The organism is Photorhabdus akhurstii (assembly GCF_018448925.1).
Taxonomy (GTDB): domain Bacteria; phylum Pseudomonadota; class Gammaproteobacteria; order Enterobacterales; family Enterobacteriaceae; genus Photorhabdus; species Photorhabdus akhurstii.
The window spans coordinates 45940-64165 of the sequence record NZ_RCWE01000015.1 but is presented as its reverse complement, the minus strand read 5'-3'; the positions used below and the strand labels follow the sequence as shown (position 1 = coordinate 64165).

Sequence of the window (18226 nt, the reverse complement as noted above, 5' to 3'; positions counted from 1 at the left end):
GATTAAGGCTGTGCTGACACAAAGTGCAGCGCAGCTCTTGTCCAGGGGAGATTTAAAGTGGTAAATCATCCGCGTGCGGGACAGATTGCCCGCCAAAGTGATCTGATAAATGTAGCGCAGCTTACATCACAGTATTACACCTTACATCCTCAGCCGGAGAACTCTGAGCATAAGGTTAAATTTGGTACATCCGGTCATCGTGGCAGTTCTCAGCGTCACAGTTTTAATGAGGCGCATATTCTGGCAATTACTCAGGCTGTTGCAGAAGTTCGCAAGCAACGGGGAATTAATGGCCCTTGTTATGTGGGTAAAGATACTCATGCTTTATCAGAATCGGCATTTATTTCCGTATTGGAAGTCCTAACGGCTAACAGCGTGAACGTGATTGTGCAGGAAAATAATGGATTTACTCCAACACCTGCGATTTCTCATGCCATCCTTTGTTATAACCGCTTGGGGAAAGCGTTGGCTGACGGGATTGTTATTACCCCTTCCCATAATCCACCAGAAGACGGAGGGATTAAATATAACCCACCTGATGGCGGCCCGGCAGATACGGATTTGACAGCAATTATAGAACGTCGTGCTAATGAGTTGCTTGCAGAAGGTCTGAAAGGCATTAAACGCTTGCCATTTGTTCAGGTATTGAGCAGTGAATATTTGCATCAGCAGGATTTAGTTGAGCCGTATGTTAGCGCGTTGGGCGATGTGGTTGATATGGCTGCTATCCAACAGGCCGGGCTGAAAATTGGTATTGATCCTTTAGGGGGTTCTGGCATTGCATTTTGGCAGCGTATCGGTGAGCGCTACAATTTAGATCTGACGTTGGTTAACGATCAAGTCGATCAGACATTCCGTTTTATGCACTTGGATCATGATGGCGTCATTCGTATGGATTGCTCGTCCCCTTGGGCAATGGCGGGTTTGTTAGCCATGCGCGATAAGTTTGATTTGGCTTTTGCAAACGATCCTGATTACGACCGCCACGGTATTGTCACTCCCGCCGGTTTGATGAATCCGAACCACTATCTGGCAACTGCGATAGATTACCTATTCCGCCATCGTCCGCAATGGTCAGAAAGTGTTGCGGTAGGTAAAACATTGGTATCTAGTGCCATGATTGATCGGGTTGTCGCCGATCTTGGTCGTAAATTGGTGGAAGTACCCGTAGGTTTTAAGTGGTTTGTTGACGGTCTATATAAAGGTGAGTTGGGCTTTGGCGGAGAGGAGAGCGCAGGAGCTTCTTTCCTGCGTTTTGATGGTACGCCGTGGTCTACAGATAAAGATGGGATTATCTTGTGTTTACTGGCGGCAGAGATGACTGCGGTAACGGGGGAAAATCCGCAGCAGCATTACAATAAGTTGGCGGTTCGCTTCGGTACGCCAAGTTATAGCCGTATTCAGGCGTCGGCAACTTATCAGCAGAAGGCATTATTAGCCAAGTTATCACCAGAAATGGTGAAAGCGGATAAGCTTGCTGGTGATCCAATCACAGCCCGGTTGACAAAAGCTTCTGGTAACGGAGCGTCAATAGGCGGCTTAAAAGTGATAACAGAAAACGGCTGGTTTGCCGCTCGCCCATCGGGGACAGAAGAAGCCTACAAAATTTATTGTGAAAGCCTCCTTGGTCCTGAGCACCGGCAGAAAATTGAGCAGGAAGCACTGGATATTGTTAACCAGGTTTTTGCCGCAGGTTGATCTTTTATTCGATTAAAAAGAATCCGCAATGGTGAAATGGCTTTTGCGGATTTTTTATTTTTCAGCCCAAGGCAACCATTAATGCGCCGGCAGTGATCAGTGCAACACCACCTGCGGCCATAAATGATATCTTTTCACCAAATAAGATAACGGCCAAGATAACAGCAAACACGACACTGAGTTTATCAATCGGGGCAACCTGAGAAACATTGCCGTTTCTGATTGCCAGAAAGTAGAACAGCCATGACAATGCCCCCGCCACACCGCTTAAAACGATAAAAAGCAACGCCTTGCGGTTTGCCAGCACTTCACTAACCAGATTTAATTTTCCCTGTACTACAACGACGCCGACAAGAAACAACGCCATAATGACTGCGCGTATTGCTGTTGCTGTATTGGCATCAAGATTTTGCAAACCGATTTTTCCGAAGATAGCGACCAAAGCGGCAGTAAACGCTGATAATAAGGCATAGATAAGCCAGGTACCCATCGCGAGTAATCCTTCATAGTTAGTATCAAATGAGTTGAGATGATAAGACAGTTCTCTTGGTTTGAATATACCATTACTCTCATTAAGGAAATTAAAGAATAAACTCATTACTAATCCCAATTTTAGTTATTGAATATTTTGGGCCTGTGAAATAGTTTCCAGTTTTAATCTCAGATGGCTTCATATAAATCTATAAATAATAATTATCCCCACCAGAGTTTAGCTATTAAACTAAAATACAATTTTATTTATCTATTTCACTTTGAATATAATATTACAGTTTATTTTGGGATTAGATTAAGCTGAGTTTTGATTGCTATTTGAATAGATAAAGATTGAACTGAAAGGTATCTATCTGAGATTAAAGGCCCTTTTTACCTGCGTTTTTGCCTGTTAAAGTGCAAAGTACTTATGTCATTATGTTGCTTACTAACATCACCAGCATTTGATCTACGTTTAACATGTAACAAAAGTGTCATATTTCGTTTGCAATTAACATCTGTTTTGATAATATATTAAGAATAAATCATATATCATTGGATTTGCTTTATCGTACAGATCATCCTAGTGATTTCCTCTACATTTTATTTTTTGTAGGGGAGAGTGGATTTTATGTGCTTTCATAAGTATTTTAAATGATTGGCTTAAAAGATATCAAGATAAATAATATAAGAACATAGCAATGAAAAATTTTTCTCTTAATAATTATACATCCATACCGGCATGTATATGGGGTCTATTTCTGGGGACTTTTGTAACAAGATCAACATCAATGATGGTATGGCCTTTTATATCCATCATATTATATACAAAGTTTAATTTTACTGCATCGATGATTGGATTAGTTCTCTCTTTATCCATTGCGATTTCATCAATATTAAGTTTTTATGCAGGTTACTTCTCTGATAAAGTTGGCCGGGCTAAGATAATTATCATTGGATGTCTTATATCTTCATTGGCATATTTAATATTATGGTTGTCTGAACATCAGTCTGGTTTTATTATTGGCACTTTATTAGCGAATATTTCTTGGGCGCTGGTGAATAATCCTATAAAAGCCGTTATCGGTGATATTATTGAGGAAAAGCAGGTAAGAGAGAATGCCATGTACTTAAGGTATTTATTTCTAAATGCGGGAGCGGTAGTCGGGCCTTATTTAGGAATAAAATTAAGCCTGGATATTAATTCTATTTCTTTTTTGATTGTTTCGGTATCCTATGTGATTTTTATGATCCCTGTTTATCTATTTGGCAAGAAAATAAAAATCAACTTAACAAATAATGAAGACTTTAAAGGAACGATAAAGGTTTTATTGAATGACCGTGTGTTTTTAATGTTGGTTATCAATAATATTCTCATGATGTTTATTTTTGGCCATTTTGATTCAACTTTGCCACAGTTAATTACCTCATTAGGGTTTAATGGGTATGCTGAGTTTATTGCTTCGCTTATTATGTTACATGCGATAACCATTGTCGTTATGCAGTTACCGTTTTCCATGTTAACGCAAAAAATGGCGTTGGAAACGAAAATAAATATAGGGTCTGTATTACTCATTTTATCTGAATTTATGTTCTTTATTTCATTCAAGTATTATGATGTTTATTTATTGTGGTATATAGCTGCTTTTACCATGAGTATCAGTCAAACTATTTTGTTTCCGTGTGTGAATGTTTTCATTGATCGTTTGGCGCCAAATGATTTACGTGGCGCATATTTTGGTGCAGCGTCACTTTATAGTATTGGTTTTTCTATATCGCCGTTGGTTGGTGGTGCTATTATTCAATTATTTGATGGTGGAGTGTTATTTCAATTATTAGCGATATTAAGTGTGTTGATGTTGGTAATTTTCTATCGGATGTTTAAACTAAGGGATAAACATGAAATTAATATTAGAAGAAGTCTCAAATCTTAGACCAACTGAATTACATTGCCCTGATCGTGTCCAGCAGTTAATCGAAAAAGTTAAATTTGAAGGTTTTTGGACTCAACCAATCTGGATTGATGAAGCAACGAATGTGGTTATTGATGGTCATCATAGGCTTGAATTAGCCAAAACACTAAAATTAAGTTGCATTCCTTGTCTGGCATTTGATTATGAGAAGGAGCTGTTAGTTTATTCCCGCAATGAGAATAAAACAATTAGTCATAGTGATGTTATTAAGGCGGGTTTGGCTGGGCAACCGCTTGGTTATAAGCAGACTCGTCATGAGTTTGCCGGAAATGTTATTGAAACACAAATTTCGTTAAAAATGTTAGGGTTTGTCAATGAATAAGCAGTTTTATGATGTGGTAATGTGTGGCGCGGGGCCTGCAAATATTTCATTAATCCCGGATTTATTAAAAGATGAAGCCATAAAAAATTGTCTGATTTTAGAAAAAACAGAGATGGTGGGTTCTGGTTCATTAAAGAAATATAAAATTACTGCGAACTCCTTAGGTAGTGTATTTTTAGAGAAGTTTGATGGTTGTGATGATGAACTTAGTCAATATATAAGATCAACACCGGAGTGGGAACATTTTAGTGCCAATAGAGATAAGCCAGTTGAATTGAGGTTTGTCGGTCAATATTTGGAGAGAATTGCACGTTTTATTCAGGAAAATAAATATGGTGATCGGTTTAATATTTTGACTGATGCGGAAGTGAAAAAGATTAAGCAGAATGAAGATGGTAACTATGATATAACTTATCATAAAAATAATGAAGATTATATTGTATCAGCGAGAAAAGTGCTGTTTAATATAGGTGGAGCTCCAAACGAATCCAGATTATTGCATAATAGCAACAATATTACCTCAGGTGATTTCATTAAAGGTTTCTATGATGAGGTTATAAATAAAGGTGATGTAAGAAGTATATCAATATTGGGTTCGTCACATAGTTCTGTTTCTTGTTTAATTCGGCTGATAGAGCAATTAAAATTTACCGGTAAGATAAATGTTCTGGTTAATAAAGATTTCAAATTGTTCTTTGATTCACCTGCAAGTGCAGAATCTTATGGCTATGCTTTCACTCAGGAAGATGTCTGTCCTTTAAGTGGACGGGTTAACCGATATTCAGGTTTGAGATATGATTCTTTTGTGTTTGCTCAAGAATTGAAAGAAAGAAGACATAAAAATATTTCTATTTTAAATATCTCAGAAATATCGAGTGACGAAGTTATGAAACGTATTAATTGTGATGATTTATTGATTCACTGTACGGGATATCACTCAAAACTTGTTGAAATTATTGATAAAAATAATATTACCCTTGAATTTAAAAGTGATAAATATGGTTTGTTGATCAACGAAAAATTAAATCCTGTATCAACTTCAGGTGAAACGCTCAATAATTTTCATACATTTGGTCTGGGGTCTGGTGTAAAGACGGGTGGTGAAAATGGTGGAGAGGAAAATTTTCATGGAAGAATTGACGGGGTTTGGGTATATCAGCATGTTATATATGACCTCGTATTTAATTAATATTTAATTCAATATTAATTTTATATCATTATTAACGGATTATATTTTAGGTTAATTATTATTTAAGAATAGAATAACCTTTTAACATCAATTTAAAATAATTTATTAAGACTATGAATAAAAAAACAGCAATCCTTCTCTGTGCCGGAAGAGGCAGTAGATTATCAACTAGAACATCAAATAAACCAAAACCTTTGGTAGAAACAAATCAGATATCATTTATCGATAATGCGCTGAGGAATATCGAATCTGTCGGTATTAAAAAAGTTATTATTGTGGTGGGTTATAAGAGCGATATTTTAATATCTCATATTAAACAAAAGACATATAATCTGGATATTGAATTTGTTAATAGTGAAAAGTGGGAATCAACCAATAATATCTATTCTTTATATCTTGCCAGGAATTGGATTAAGCAAGATACGCTGATCCTTGAAGGGGATATCTTCTTCACAAAGAAATGTTTGGAAACAGTGATGTTAAAAGCAGGCGATCTCAATGTCCTTGTTTCTCCTCTTAGTGGTAATATGGAAGGGACTTATGCAAAAATAGATAAAGATAATATTATTGCATTAAATTCTACTAAGGATAGTCATTATCAGGTTGAAGAAGGTCAATATAAGACGGTAAATATTTATAATATTTGCACCGCTAATTTTGCTGAATATGTGACTAAAGAGCTAGAAAGTTACGTTAATAGCGGATCAACTGGGTTATATTATGAGGATATATTTAAACACTCTTTGCTGAATAATATGGCTGAATTTAAAGCAAGTATTGTTGATCATTCTCAATGGTATGAGGTAGATAATACTTATGATCTTACTATTTGTGACTTTATCTCAAGTAATAATAAATTAGATCTTATTCAAAATAGGCACGGTGGTTACTGGCGTTATCCTATTATTGACTTTGGATTAATTTATAATTTCAACTTTCCACCTAAGAAATTGAAAGATGAAATAAAGAATAATTTTGATGAAATATTTTTAAATTATCCTGGCGGGAATCGTTTAGTCGAACATGCTTTATCTGAATTTATTGGGATAGAGAGAACGCAATTATGTATTTCGAATGGCGCTGCTGAGATAATTAAACGGCTTCCTGATGTTTATACAGGTAAAGTATTAGTCACGGTACCTTCATTTAATGAATATGCTAATTGCTTTGGTAAAGACAGAACAATATTTAGCTATAGTAAAGAGAGCAGAGATTTTGAGATAGATATTGATGAACTATTAACGTTGGCGAAAGAAGAACAGCCAAATGTGGTAGTGATTGAATCACCAAATAATCCGACAGGTAAACTGACGCCTATTGATAGTCTGTTATATTTGGCTGGCGAATTGTTAGCATTAAATATCGATTTAATTATTGATGAATCTTTCTTAGATTTCTCTAAAATGCGTGATGACACAATGTTAATGCATTTAGATAACTATAAGAATTTATCTGTCATTCGCAGTATGAGTAAAACCTTTGGCATTGGTGGTATTCGTATCGGGTATATTGCCACTGCAAATCAGGAATTACTTGGTAAAATAAGAGCAGTGTTACCTATTTGGAATATTAATGGTTTTGCTGAAGAGTTTTTATTGAGATTACCTCAATATAGAGAGAGTTATAAATTAAGTTGTGAACAAGTGATTATGGATACGTTAAAATTACAGCAAGAATTAAATTCAATCGAAGGTATTACTGCCTATGAAACGGATTCTAATTTTGTTTACTGTAAATTGCATGTTTCTGATGCAAAAACGATATCACAGTTACTTTTAGATATTCATGGGTTATATGTAAAAGAGTGTTCTGGCAAAGGAAATATAGATTCTGATAGGTATTTGCGTATTTCTTGCCGAACACCAAGCGATAATGAAATTTTAATACGTTCATTGCGTATGGTGATGCAGGGGCTAATTAGTATTAGTGATATTAGTGTGGTTAAGGAAATTAACGAGGTTTGCGAATGAGCCATCCAAAAACAGTGGTAATTTGTGGTAAAGGAGAATTGGCAATTTTCATTTGTCAGTATTTCTTAAATCATAAAGAGTATAAAATATCGCACGTGGTGGCAGATAAATTCGAACCTGTGAGTACTGATCAGACATTAATCGAATTCTGTTATCAAAATAATATTTCTGTTATTGAGGATAATAAAGTTGAGAATCTGCCCGGCTATGAAAGCGGTGATTTCACTTGCGATTTATGCTTTGTCGTGTTTCATAAGCGGATATTACCGTTAAAATTCGTTAATTCTTGTAAGAGAATCTTGAATATTCATTTGTCCTATTTGCCTAAATATCGCGGCGTAAGGCCGGTAAACTGGGCTTTAAAAAATGGAGAACAGTCCCACGGTGTGACGATCCATGAAATTAATGAAGGTATTGACGCGGGGCCAATTGTCAATCAGATCTCATTTTCTATTTACCCTGAATTTGAAGAGGTTATTGATACTTATACAAGGGCTATTAACTATTCCAGAAAATTATTCCTTGACACGATGCCAATATTGGAAAAAATAACTCCAAGACCTCAGGTTAATGCAGAGGCAACAATTTATTATGAAAAGGATAATCATAGTCTGGAAGAAAGGATGACATTTACCAAGCAGGCATCGCTCGAATTGCTTAATAAAGCTTAGATGATAACTGCTCTTAATGTACCGGGAAGCGCTTATGTATAATCTTATTGCTACAGATCTTGATGGAACTCTATTACTTCACGGGGATACGATAGGTAGATTTACCCATCAGGTGTTGACTAATTTGTCAAATAAAGGTAAGCAGATCGTATTTGCCACCGGCAGGCATCATGCTGATGTTAATGCTATTATTGGTGACTTTGGTATACCTGTACATCTGATTACGTCTAATGGCGCCAGATTGACCAGTGCCTGTAAGAAATTGGATATCAAACAATATCTACCGGGTGATGTAGTAAAAAGAGTGATTGAGGAAACTCAGGCGGATCAGGATTTAGTGATTAATATGTATTGTGGTTCCCAATGGTTAACCAGTGAGCTACACCATAGTTTCAGTGATTTTAATCAGAATGATAATTTTAATCCTGTAGTTAGACAGGCTGATGAAATGCCTTGTGATGCGGTTGAGAAAATCTTTTTCATTCACAAGAAGAGAGATCATGATGCGTTGGTTAAATTAGAACGTCATTTAATTGATCTCTTTTCTGATAATGTCAGTGTCGCTTTCTCATTTCCTTGGTGTCTGGAGGTAATGGGTAGTGGTGTTTCGAAGGGGCAGGCTTTAATTCAGTTAGCTGAGTTTCTTAGAGTCCCAATCAATCAAACTATTGCGTTTGGCGATGGTATGAATGATGTAGAAATGCTTTCAACCGCCGCTAAAGGGGTCATCATGGGCACGGCACAGGATAGGGTTAAACAAGCGCTTCCGGGTGCCGATATTATTGGTTCTTGTTGCGAAGAGTCTGTCGCTTATTATTTATCTGAACATGTGTGTCAGGTGAAATAAGCTAAGTTTTGCTGAGAGATGTTAATTGCCTGAGACATGAAGAGATTCGATTTGTGTTTCAGGCATTAAGGCATAAACCGATAGCCAATGCCGGTTTCAGTTAATAAATGTTTTGGTCTGGTTGGGTCGGTTTCTAATTTTTGTCGTAAATGCCCCATATAAATCCGTAAATAATGGTTGTGTTCAACATAATTAGGGCCCCAGACCTGGTTGAGTAATTGGCGTTGGGTGAGTACTTTGCCGCTATTTGCCAATAATTCACCTAACAATCGGAATTCAATTGGAGTGAGATGTAGTTCTTCATCGTTTTTGGTGATTCGGCGGTTAACCAGATCGACAACGACATCAGAAAAATGAACGATCGATTCTTCTTTATTGGTTCTGGCAAAACGACGTAAAGCAACCCGGACTCTTGCCAATAGTTCACTGATGCCAAAGGGTTTACTCAGATAGTCATCAGCGCCGACATCCAAGGCCGCAACTTTATCCGCTTCTTTATCACGGGCAGAGAGAACAATAACGGGTATTGAGCTCCATTGGCGCAGATCACGGATCAAATTAATACCGTCACCATCCGGCAAGCCCAAATCAAGAATAATTAAGTCAGGTTTACGGGTTCCCGCTTCAATCAGGCCCCATTTCAGGGTATCACTGTCAAATACGCGATAGCCTTCACCTTCCAACGCTAACCGGACAAAGCGTCGGATCTCTTTCTCATCTTCAATAATCAAAATGGTGTTATTACTGGTAATAATTACATCTCCTCAGTGATAATTTCAGGTGGCTTCTCTAACGGTAGAACAAAGTGAAAACTTGCTCCACCTTTTTCGTTATTGGTCGCCCAAATCTTTCCTTGGTGGATTTCAATAATTGCCCGGCAAATTGCCAATCCAAGGCCCACTCCGGGAATAGCAGACTCTTTACGAGCGCGGGAGAATTTATCGAAAATTAATTGTTCTTGTTCCGGGGGAATGCCTTTACCTTCATCCCAAACTTCAATATGAATCTGATTTTTTTCTGTTGTCGCTTTGATGCCCAGTGGTGTTTGATCATCGGTATATTTGATTGCGTTTTCCAACAGGTTGATAAATACCCGCTCCAGTAAACTGGCATCACAATGCAACAGCAAATCAGATGGCAGGGAAACCGCGACTGGGTGACGGTTGAGCGCATATTCCAAAGAACGTAAGGTACTGCCGACGATCTCTTCCAGCGATTGCCATTCCAGATTGAGCTGAATTCCTCCCGATTGGATACGCGCCATGTCCAGTAAGTTATTAACCAGACGGGAAGTGCTGAGAATTTGTTGGCGGATCTGATTTACCTGTTTGGTGTGTGGAGATCCTTCGGCAGATAAATCTAACATCAGGATTTCCGCTTGTCCGAACAGGACTGTCAGTGGCGTGCGTAAATCATGAGACAGAGCCGCCAGAAGCGAGTTACGTAACTGTTCCCGCTCTGTATCCAGCTTCGCGGATTCTGCCCGGCGTGAGAGTTGCAATCTTTCCAAGGCATTGGCGATGAGGCCGGTAAATGTTTGCAGCAATCGCTGTTGTTCAGGGATCAGTAACTGGCGCAAATAAGATGGCTCAATAGCCAATACAGCCAGTGTCTGAGAAGGTGTAGCAATAGGCTGTAGTTGGTAAGGTACGCTAGGTAGCGTATCGGTTCCCGCTCCGGCCGGCAGATTTTTATCAAAGCTCCATTTTGCAATGGCATCATCAATCAGCATATGACCGCCATTATTTGTCGTCAATTGATATAAGTTGCCATCGTCGTTGGGTAAAAAGAGGCCGGTTTTAGCCTGAAAACTATTGGTAAGAAAATGGTAGCTGGTGCGGGCAATATCTTCTTCATTCAGCGCTCGGCTCAGTTCACGGGTCATTTCATAGAGATTGCGGGTTCGCTGTTCGCGGTAACGGGCAATTCGCGCCTGATATCTCATTCCCGCAGTGAGGTTTCCAACGACGACGCCCACTATCAGCATGACACTAAAAGTCAGCAGGTACTGCATATCGGTAACAGCAAGAGACCAATGAGGCTGTACAAAGAAGATATCGAAACTAATGACATTAATAAAAGCGGCAAAGATTGATGGTCGGCGTCCGTAAAATAGCGCAATGATGACGACGCCAAGCAGATAAAGTGTGACAAGATTGGCTTTATCAAGGGTCAGCAAGAATGTTCGGGAGAACAGGGTGATAAGTGTACAGAGCGCAATAGCGATTAAGCAGCCCTGAATCTGTACTCGCCATTTTTCACTCACAGGGCGGTTGTCATGCTCTTTATCCCATTGGCTGCGTTCTTCTAATGCGACAATGACCAGATCCAAATCTGGCCCTAGTTTTCCCAGTCGGTCAGCAAAACCTGGACGCCATTGCCAGCCAAATAGCTTCTGTTTGGAGGTACAGCGACGGCCTATCAGAATCTTGCCGAGGTTATGTTCTCTGGCATAACGTAATACCGCTTTTTCTTTGTTTGAATCGGAAAGTGTCGCGGTTTCAGCCCCTAATTCATGCGCTAATCTAAGTGCTTTTAAAATGGTACGCCGTTTACCTTCGGGTAGTTGGTACAGTTTTGGAGTTTCAACATAGATGGCATGCCAGATACAGCCTAATCGGGCCGCAAGGCGAGCGGCAGTGCGGATAAGCTTCTCATTACCTGAGTTGTTACCAATGCACAGTAGGAGGTTATCACGGGTATGCCAGACCGGTTCAGGCCCTTGTGTGTCGCGGAAAGCACGCATTTGATCATCAACGCGATCAGCCGTCCGGCGTAAAGCGAGCTCCCGCAATGCAATCAAATTACCTTTGCGAAAAAAATTTTCGATGGCACGTTCTGCTTGGCTAGGAATATATACCTTACCTTCATGGAGCCGCTGGCGCAGATCATCTGGAGGCAGATCAACTAAGACAATTTCATTCGCCTGATCAAAGATGTGATCCGGGATAGTTTCCCTGACCCGGATACCCGTAATATCACCCACAACGTCATTAAGGCTTTCCAGATGCTGAACGTTGATGGTGGTCAGTACATCTATGCCAGCCTCAAGCAATTCTTCAACGTCCTGCCAGCGTTTGGGATGACGGCTGGTGTGGGGATTACTGAATGCCAACTCATCCATCAAAATGATGGCCGGGTGACGGGCAATGGCGGCATCAAGATCAAAGGCGGTGGTTCTGCGCCGTCGGTAGTGGATCTGTTTAAGTGGCAGTTGTGGCAGACCATTAAGTAAAGCGGCAGTTCCTTGCCGCTCATGGGTTTCGACTACGCCGATAACCACATCCAGCCCCTGAGAACGCAATCTTTGCGCTTCCTGCAACATGGCGTAGGTTTTTCCCACACCGGCGCAGGCCCCGAAAAATATTTTTAATTTACCGCGCTGTTTCTCGTTAACCAGTGTCAGTAATTCATCCGGGTTAGGGCGCTGTGGTTCGTGTTGATCCATATTCAGCCTTTCTGTTTTTTCTTGTGCAAATTATCAAGGGCAAGATTAAGTTTTAACACATTAATCACTGGCTCACCGAGGAATTCCGATGGAGGCGGCTCAATATTATCCCTGATTAATTGTTTTACTACTTTAACCGGTAAATGGCGGGCATCAGCGACTCTCTGTGCTTGGAAGTCAGCGGCGGCGGGTGAAATGTGAGGATCGAGGCCGCTACTGGATGCGGTGACCAGATCAACCGGTACAGGAATGTCTGGTTGGCGGTTAAATTGACGCAGTTGCTTAACTCTGCGTTTAATTTCATCATCTAATATCGGGTTGGAGGGCGCTAAATTGCTGCCGCCAGAGGCCAGAGCGTTATAGGGATAATCTACGGTAGCAGAAGGACGTCCCTGAAAATAGGTCGCTTTAGTGAAGGGTTGACCAATCAGTTCAGAGCCAACGGTTCGACCCTCTTGTTTTACCATAGAGCCTTGTGCTTGATAAGGGAACATCAGTTCTGACAAACCTGTTGCCAGCAATGGATAAGCTACGCCGGTAATCAGTGTCAGAAATATCAACAACACAACAGAAGAACGTAACCAAATCATTTTCATCACCTTTATTTAAGTATCAGCAAAGTGAGCAACATATCTATTAGTTTGATGCCGATGAAAGGCGCTATCAGACCACCCAGACCATAAATCCACAAGTTGCGACGTAAAAGCGACAAGGCATTCATTGGTCGGTAGCTCACGCCTTTGAGAGCCAATGGGATCAGGAAAACAATAATCAGTGCGTTAAAGATAACTGTCGATAAAACCGCCGAAGTGGGCGAATGCAGGTGCATGATATTCAAGATATTTAATTGTGGATAAGTGACGGCAAACGCCGCCGGGATAATGGCGAAATATTTGGCGATATCATTGGCGATACTGAATGTGGTCAGAGAGCCACGTGTCATCAACATCTGTTTACCAATATGGACAACTTCAATCAGTTTGGTTGGGTTGGAATCCAGATCCACCATATTGCCGGCTTCTTTAGCTGCCTGAGTGCCTGAATTCATAGCAACGGCAACATCGGCCTGAGCAAGTGCAGGGGCATCATTAGTGCCATCACCGGTCATGGCGACCAGACGGCCTTCGGATTGATATTGGCGGATTAGGGCTAGTTTGGCTTCGGGGGTGGCTTCCGCCAGAAAGTCATCGACTCCGGCTTCTGCGGCAATCGCAGCCGCGGTCAGACGGTTATCGCCGGTAATCATAACGGTCTTGATTCCCATACGGCGCATTTCACTGAATCGCTCTTTAATACCGCCTTTTATGATATCTTTTAGCGCGACGACTCCCAGTACCTGTTGATTTTCTGCGACAACCAGCGGGGTGCCTCCTTTACGTGCCACTGTCTGTACCAAAATTTCCACGGCTTCTGGGAATTTTCCGTGATTGACTTCGATATGGCGGCGGATCGCATCGACAGCGCCTTTGCGGATCATGCGGTTTTCCACATTAACGCCACTCATTCGCGTCATGGCGGAGAACGGCACGAAAGTTGCGTTCAGGGAGCGCAGATCACGTTCACGCAAATTGAATCGCTGTTTTGCCAGAATAACAATGCTGCGGCCTTCTGGTGTTTCATCGGCTAAAGAAGAGAGTTGGGCGGCATCCGCCAACTGCTGTTCTGTTATGCCGGGCACGGGCAGAAACTGAGAGGCTTGGCGATTTCCCAAGGTGATGGTACCGGTTTTATCCAGTAGTAATACATCCACATCACCCGCGGCTTCAACGGCTCGTCCGCTGGTGGCGATAACATTCGCGCCTAGCATGCGGCTCATGCCTGCGACACCAATTGCAGAAAGTAAACCACCAATGGTGGTAGGAATAAGACAGACTAATAACGCTATCAATACCGTGACAGTGATAGGTTGACCAGATTGGTTAGCTTCCACGCTGAATATTGAAAAGGGCAGCAGAGTGACACACACCAATAGAAAGATGATTGTCAGAGCCGTCAACAGGATAGTCAGTGCGATCTCGTTTGGGGTTTTACGACGTTTAGCCCCTTCTACCATTGAAATCATGCGGTCAAGAAAAGTTTCACCGGGATTAACCGAACATTCGACCACCAGCCAGTCAGATAGCACATGCGTGCCGCCGGTTACAGAGGAAAAATCACCGCCAGATTCGCGGATAACTGGGGCAGATTCTCCGGTGATTGCGCTTTCGTCAACAGAAGCGCCACCTTCGATAACTTCACCATCGCAAGGGATAGTTTCACCGGCTTCAATAATGACGATATCCCCTTTACGAAGGCTGTCAGAAGGGACTTTCTCTCTGGCTGCATGACGATTGGATGAGGTGAGTTTGGTTGCCCAACTGGTTTTTCTTACTCCTTTGAGACTGGCGGCTTGAGCTTTGCTTCTCCCTTCTGCCAGTGCTTCGGCAAAGTTGGCGAATAGCACAGTAAACCACAGCCATAAGGCGATGCTACCGGTGAACAACGTATTTCCCTTGAATTGACCTGCTAACATGGCAATCCATAAAATGGTGGTTAACCCACTGCCTAGATAGACGACAAACATCACTGGGTTACGCCATTGTGCGGCCGGATGACATTTTTTGACTGAATCAATCAGGGCATTACGAATCAAAGCAGGCTCGAATAATGTCTGTTGCTTGTTGGTCATGGTATTCCTCTCTTTAGGCTCTTATCGGGCCATTAGCCAAGTTTGTAAATGTTCAATTACCGGGCCAAGGATCAGAGCCGGAATAAAAGTCAAGGCACCGATTAGCATGATGGTCAAAATCAATAGACTGATAAACAGTGTGCTGTAGGTGGGAAGTGTACCGTTGCTGGCAGGCTGGCGTTTTTTTACGACCAAAGAACCGGCAATAGCAAGTACTGGCAGGATCATGCCAAAGCGGCCCAAAAACAGGATGATGGTTAGCAATAGGTTATAAAACATACTGTTGGCATTGAGGCCGGCGAAAGCACTGCCATTATTGTTGGCAGCGGAGGAGAGGGCATAGAGCGCTTCACTGAAACCATGAGCGCCAGGGTTCAAAATACCGGCACGTCCACTGGCGGTGGAGATGGCAAGCGCTGTACCTAAAAGAGCCAGTGTAGGAGTAACCAAAATCGCCAGCGCCACCATTTTTATCTCGAATACTTCGATTTTTTTACCGAGATATTCAGGGGCGCGGCCTATCATTAAACCGGCGATAAAAACGGTCAGCAGAACGAACAGTAACATACCGTATAAACCAGAACCGACACCGCCAAACACAACTTCGCCAATTTGTATCAACCACATTGGGATCATGCCGCCAAGCGCAGTGAAAGAGTCATGCATAGCATTGACTGCCCCACAGGAAGCGGCGGTTGTGACTACGGCATAGATTGAGGTTGCGAGGATGCCAAAGCGATTCTCTTTACCTTCCATATTGATATTACTGTTGGCGCCTAACAGGCTGAAATGGGGATTCCCTTTCAGTTCGGCATACATGACTCCTACGGTGGCAATGACAAAGATGATACTCATTGCCCACAATAGAGCGTGCCCTTGACGGTTATCGCCAACCACTTGCCCAAAAGCAAAGCAGAGTGCGCAAGGGATCAAGAAGATAGAGAGTATCTGAACGAAATTGCTGATAGCGGTTGGATTTTCAAAGGGGTGTGATGAATTAGCATCAAAGAATCCACCACCATTGGTTCCCAATAATTTGATGGCTTCCTGCGAGGCGACGGGACCCATCGGAATTAATTGCTGTTGGCCTTCAATGGTATGAGCTAATTGATACGGTTCGAAATTCTGAATCACTCCCTGACTGACAAAAACGAGCGTGATAACTATAGACAGCGGTAATAGCAGATAAAGTGTGATACGTGTGATATCAACCCAGGCGTTGCCTACGGTTTTGACGCCATGACGGGAAAATGCGCGTATCAGCGCAAATGCCACGGCAATACCGGTCGCCGCAGAAAGAAAGTTCTGCACCGTTAGACCTGTCATCTGGCTAAAGTAGCTGAGGGTGTTTTCTCCACTGTATGACTGCCAATCGGTATTGGTGATAAAGCTGACTGCTGTATTCAGCGCCAGATCCCATTTGAGTCCGGGGAAATGTTCAGGATTAAGGGGAAGGGCGTGTTGTGTGATTAAAAGCGTGAATAGCAGCAGTAGTCCGGTCAGATTAAAGATAATGATAGCTAATGCGTATTGCCACCAGTTCATCTCTTTGACGGTACCGCCAGGTTTTTGTAAGCCACAGCAACGCCAAAGGCTTGACTCTGCTTTAGTCAGCCCGCGCGGAATATTACCGTCGATCATATTGGCGATAACATTTCCGAGTGGCTTTGCCAGTAACATCAAAATCAATAAGAAACTGGTGATCAATAAAAAAGCGGATGCTGCCATTTAAAAATCCTCCGCATGAAGTAGCGCATAAATCAGATAAACTAGTAACAGGGCTACTAATAACACGCCGGAAATGCAGGATATGCTCATTGCTTATCTCCTGAAAACTTGGATGGATAAAGATTAGGGAAGGGGATGCAAAGATGCTGATAAAAGAGTGAGTGGATGTGTAAAAAAAGTGTAAAAATGACTAATAAAAGAAGACTTAAATAGAAACCTATCTTGTTTAGAACTATAAAAATAATTCCCTTTTTCAGCAGAAGATACACTTATGAGAAAGTGAATGGTTAGGAGCATTAGGTGATTTTAAATTAATCCACAACCCTATTCATGAATGTTTTGATTATTTATACAATATTGATAAAATAATCGAAATATTAAAAATTGGTGTGTGATTTTCTTATTTTTTAATTATATGTTTTTGTGTTGATAATTAAATTAATTGCGATTTTATAATATGGGTTAAATTATTTTAGCCTATTATGAGAATGCAGGGTTAAGTGTTAATATGATTATTAATGATTAACAAAAAATACTCCGTATATGAATTTTATAAAATATTTAATAAATGGTTTTTTATATTAAAAAGCCATTTATTTCAATGAATTAAATATTTTTCTATTTCTTCAAATGTTACATTTGAATCTATTGCCTGATAGAAGCCATTTTCGACATGTATTGGCGTAATTATATTAGTGTTTTTTAAAATTGGTTTATCGTTGAAGAAAACAGATAGTTTTTTTCCTACGTTTTGCTTTATAAGAAGATTAAATGGTTTACTGCAATGAGAGTTGTTTTTTACTTTGATGAAAATGGAATAGTAATTATCCCCTTTTTTCGGGGTAATTTCCTCTATACATAATGGAGTTAAATGAAAAGTTTCACCATTTGCTTTATAGTCAATAGAAAAAGCGTGTTTTTTGGAGACACAACCTGAAACATTTATTACTAATATTAATAATATAACAGTTAATACCTTCATCTTTCCTCCTATTATCTGTCATAGTTAATCCACAATCATTCTGGAAAATAGCATGGCGCAAAGAATAATATCGTTTTTCTCTGCTTTATAATGATTATCAATCAAAGTTTTCATATTGGCAATCCTTGCTTTTATTGCTAGCGTCAAACGGATATTTTCAAATGCCTGTATCGTTAATCTCATTTTCACTGACTGTTAATAAAATGTTTGTAATATTACATTTTTATCATATTTTATGTAATAAAATTACATAAAATAG

16 protein-coding genes are annotated in these 18226 nt (G+C 40.6%); 7 read left to right on the top strand and 9 right to left on the bottom strand.

What is annotated here, in order from left to right:
- Window positions 1-57: 57 nt before the first annotated feature.
- A complete protein-coding gene (pgm, locus tag EAE93_RS15955; RefSeq protein ID WP_036782500.1) occupies window positions 58-1698 on the top strand; it encodes a phosphoglucomutase (alpha-D-glucose-1,6-bisphosphate-dependent) in 1641 nt (546 codons plus the stop codon).
- 61 nt (window positions 1699-1759) lie between these two features.
- Here pgm and EAE93_RS15950 read toward each other — a convergent pair whose 3' ends face one another.
- On the bottom strand, window positions 1760-2188 hold the full coding sequence (locus tag EAE93_RS15950) for an EamA family transporter (RefSeq protein WP_036812956.1): 429 nt from the start codon (window positions 2186-2188) through the stop codon (window positions 1760-1762).
- A gap of 682 nt (window positions 2189-2870) precedes the next feature.
- Here EAE93_RS15950 and EAE93_RS15945 point away from each other — a divergent pair.
- The 6 genes from EAE93_RS15945 (at window position 2871) to EAE93_RS15920 (ending at window position 9141) form a co-directional block, all read left to right on the top strand.
- On the top strand, window positions 2871-4103 hold the full coding sequence (locus tag EAE93_RS15945; protein ID WP_214040075.1) for an MFS transporter: 1233 nt from the start codon (window positions 2871-2873) through the stop codon (window positions 4101-4103).
- A complete protein-coding gene (locus EAE93_RS15940) occupies window positions 4069-4464 on the top strand; it encodes a ParB N-terminal domain-containing protein (RefSeq protein WP_214040074.1) in 396 nt (131 codons plus the stop codon). The genes EAE93_RS15945 and EAE93_RS15940 overlap by 35 nt, the downstream gene beginning before the upstream one ends.
- Window positions 4457-5653, top strand: a complete 1197-nt coding sequence (locus tag EAE93_RS15935) for a hypothetical protein (protein ID WP_214040073.1) — start codon at window positions 4457-4459, stop codon at window positions 5651-5653. The genes EAE93_RS15940 and EAE93_RS15935 overlap by 8 nt, the downstream gene beginning before the upstream one ends.
- 113 nt (window positions 5654-5766) lie before the next feature.
- Window positions 5767-7623, top strand: a complete 1857-nt coding sequence (locus EAE93_RS15930) for an aminotransferase class I/II-fold pyridoxal phosphate-dependent enzyme (protein WP_214040072.1) — start codon at window positions 5767-5769, stop codon at window positions 7621-7623.
- On the top strand, window positions 7620-8294 hold the full coding sequence (locus tag EAE93_RS15925; RefSeq protein WP_214040071.1) for a formyl transferase: 675 nt from the start codon (window positions 7620-7622) through the stop codon (window positions 8292-8294). The genes EAE93_RS15930 and EAE93_RS15925 overlap by 4 nt, the downstream gene beginning before the upstream one ends.
- Before the next feature lie 34 nt (window positions 8295-8328).
- Window positions 8329-9141 carry a Cof-type HAD-IIB family hydrolase gene (locus EAE93_RS15920; RefSeq protein ID WP_214040070.1) on the top strand — a complete coding sequence of 271 codons (813 nt, stop codon included), beginning with the start codon at window positions 8329-8331 and terminating at the stop codon, window positions 9139-9141.
- Window positions 9142-9206: 65 nt separating this feature from the next.
- Here EAE93_RS15920 and kdpE read toward each other — a convergent pair whose 3' ends face one another.
- The 8 genes from kdpE to EAE93_RS15880 form a co-directional block, all read right to left on the bottom strand.
- Complete coding sequence (kdpE, locus tag EAE93_RS15915) at window positions 9207-9872, bottom strand: two-component system response regulator KdpE (protein WP_246550781.1); 666 nt, start codon at window positions 9870-9872, stop codon at window positions 9207-9209.
- Window positions 9873-9895: 23 nt separating this feature from the next.
- The gene (gene kdpD, locus EAE93_RS15910; protein ID WP_214040069.1) at window positions 9896-12589 is read right to left on the bottom strand and encodes a two-component system sensor histidine kinase KdpD; all 2694 of its coding nucleotides are present in this window, start codon (window positions 12587-12589) and stop codon (window positions 9896-9898) included.
- A 2-nt stretch (window positions 12590-12591) separates the two neighbouring features.
- On the bottom strand, window positions 12592-13179 hold the full coding sequence (gene kdpC, locus EAE93_RS15905; RefSeq protein WP_214040068.1) for a potassium-transporting ATPase subunit KdpC: 588 nt from the start codon (window positions 13177-13179) through the stop codon (window positions 12592-12594).
- 11 nt (window positions 13180-13190) lie between these two features.
- Window positions 13191-15257 carry a potassium-transporting ATPase subunit KdpB gene (gene kdpB, locus EAE93_RS15900; RefSeq protein ID WP_214040067.1) on the bottom strand — a complete coding sequence of 689 codons (2067 nt, stop codon included), beginning with the start codon at window positions 15255-15257 and terminating at the stop codon, window positions 13191-13193.
- A gap of 21 nt (window positions 15258-15278) precedes the next feature.
- Window positions 15279-16985, bottom strand: coding sequence for a potassium-transporting ATPase subunit KdpA (gene kdpA / locus EAE93_RS15895; RefSeq protein WP_214040066.1), 1707 nt, complete (start codon window positions 16983-16985; stop codon window positions 15279-15281).
- The gene (gene kdpF / locus EAE93_RS15890; RefSeq protein ID WP_071647059.1) at window positions 16986-17075 is read right to left on the bottom strand and encodes a K(+)-transporting ATPase subunit F; all 90 of its coding nucleotides are present in this window, start codon (window positions 17073-17075) and stop codon (window positions 16986-16988) included.
- Between the two features lie 508 nt (window positions 17076-17583).
- Complete coding sequence (locus EAE93_RS15885; protein WP_214040065.1) at window positions 17584-17967, bottom strand: hypothetical protein; 384 nt, start codon at window positions 17965-17967, stop codon at window positions 17584-17586.
- 24 nt (window positions 17968-17991) lie between these two features.
- Window positions 17992-18150 carry a hypothetical protein gene (locus EAE93_RS15880; protein WP_214040064.1) on the bottom strand — a complete coding sequence of 53 codons (159 nt, stop codon included), beginning with the start codon at window positions 18148-18150 and terminating at the stop codon, window positions 17992-17994.
- Between the last annotated feature and the right edge of the window lie 76 nt (window positions 18151-18226).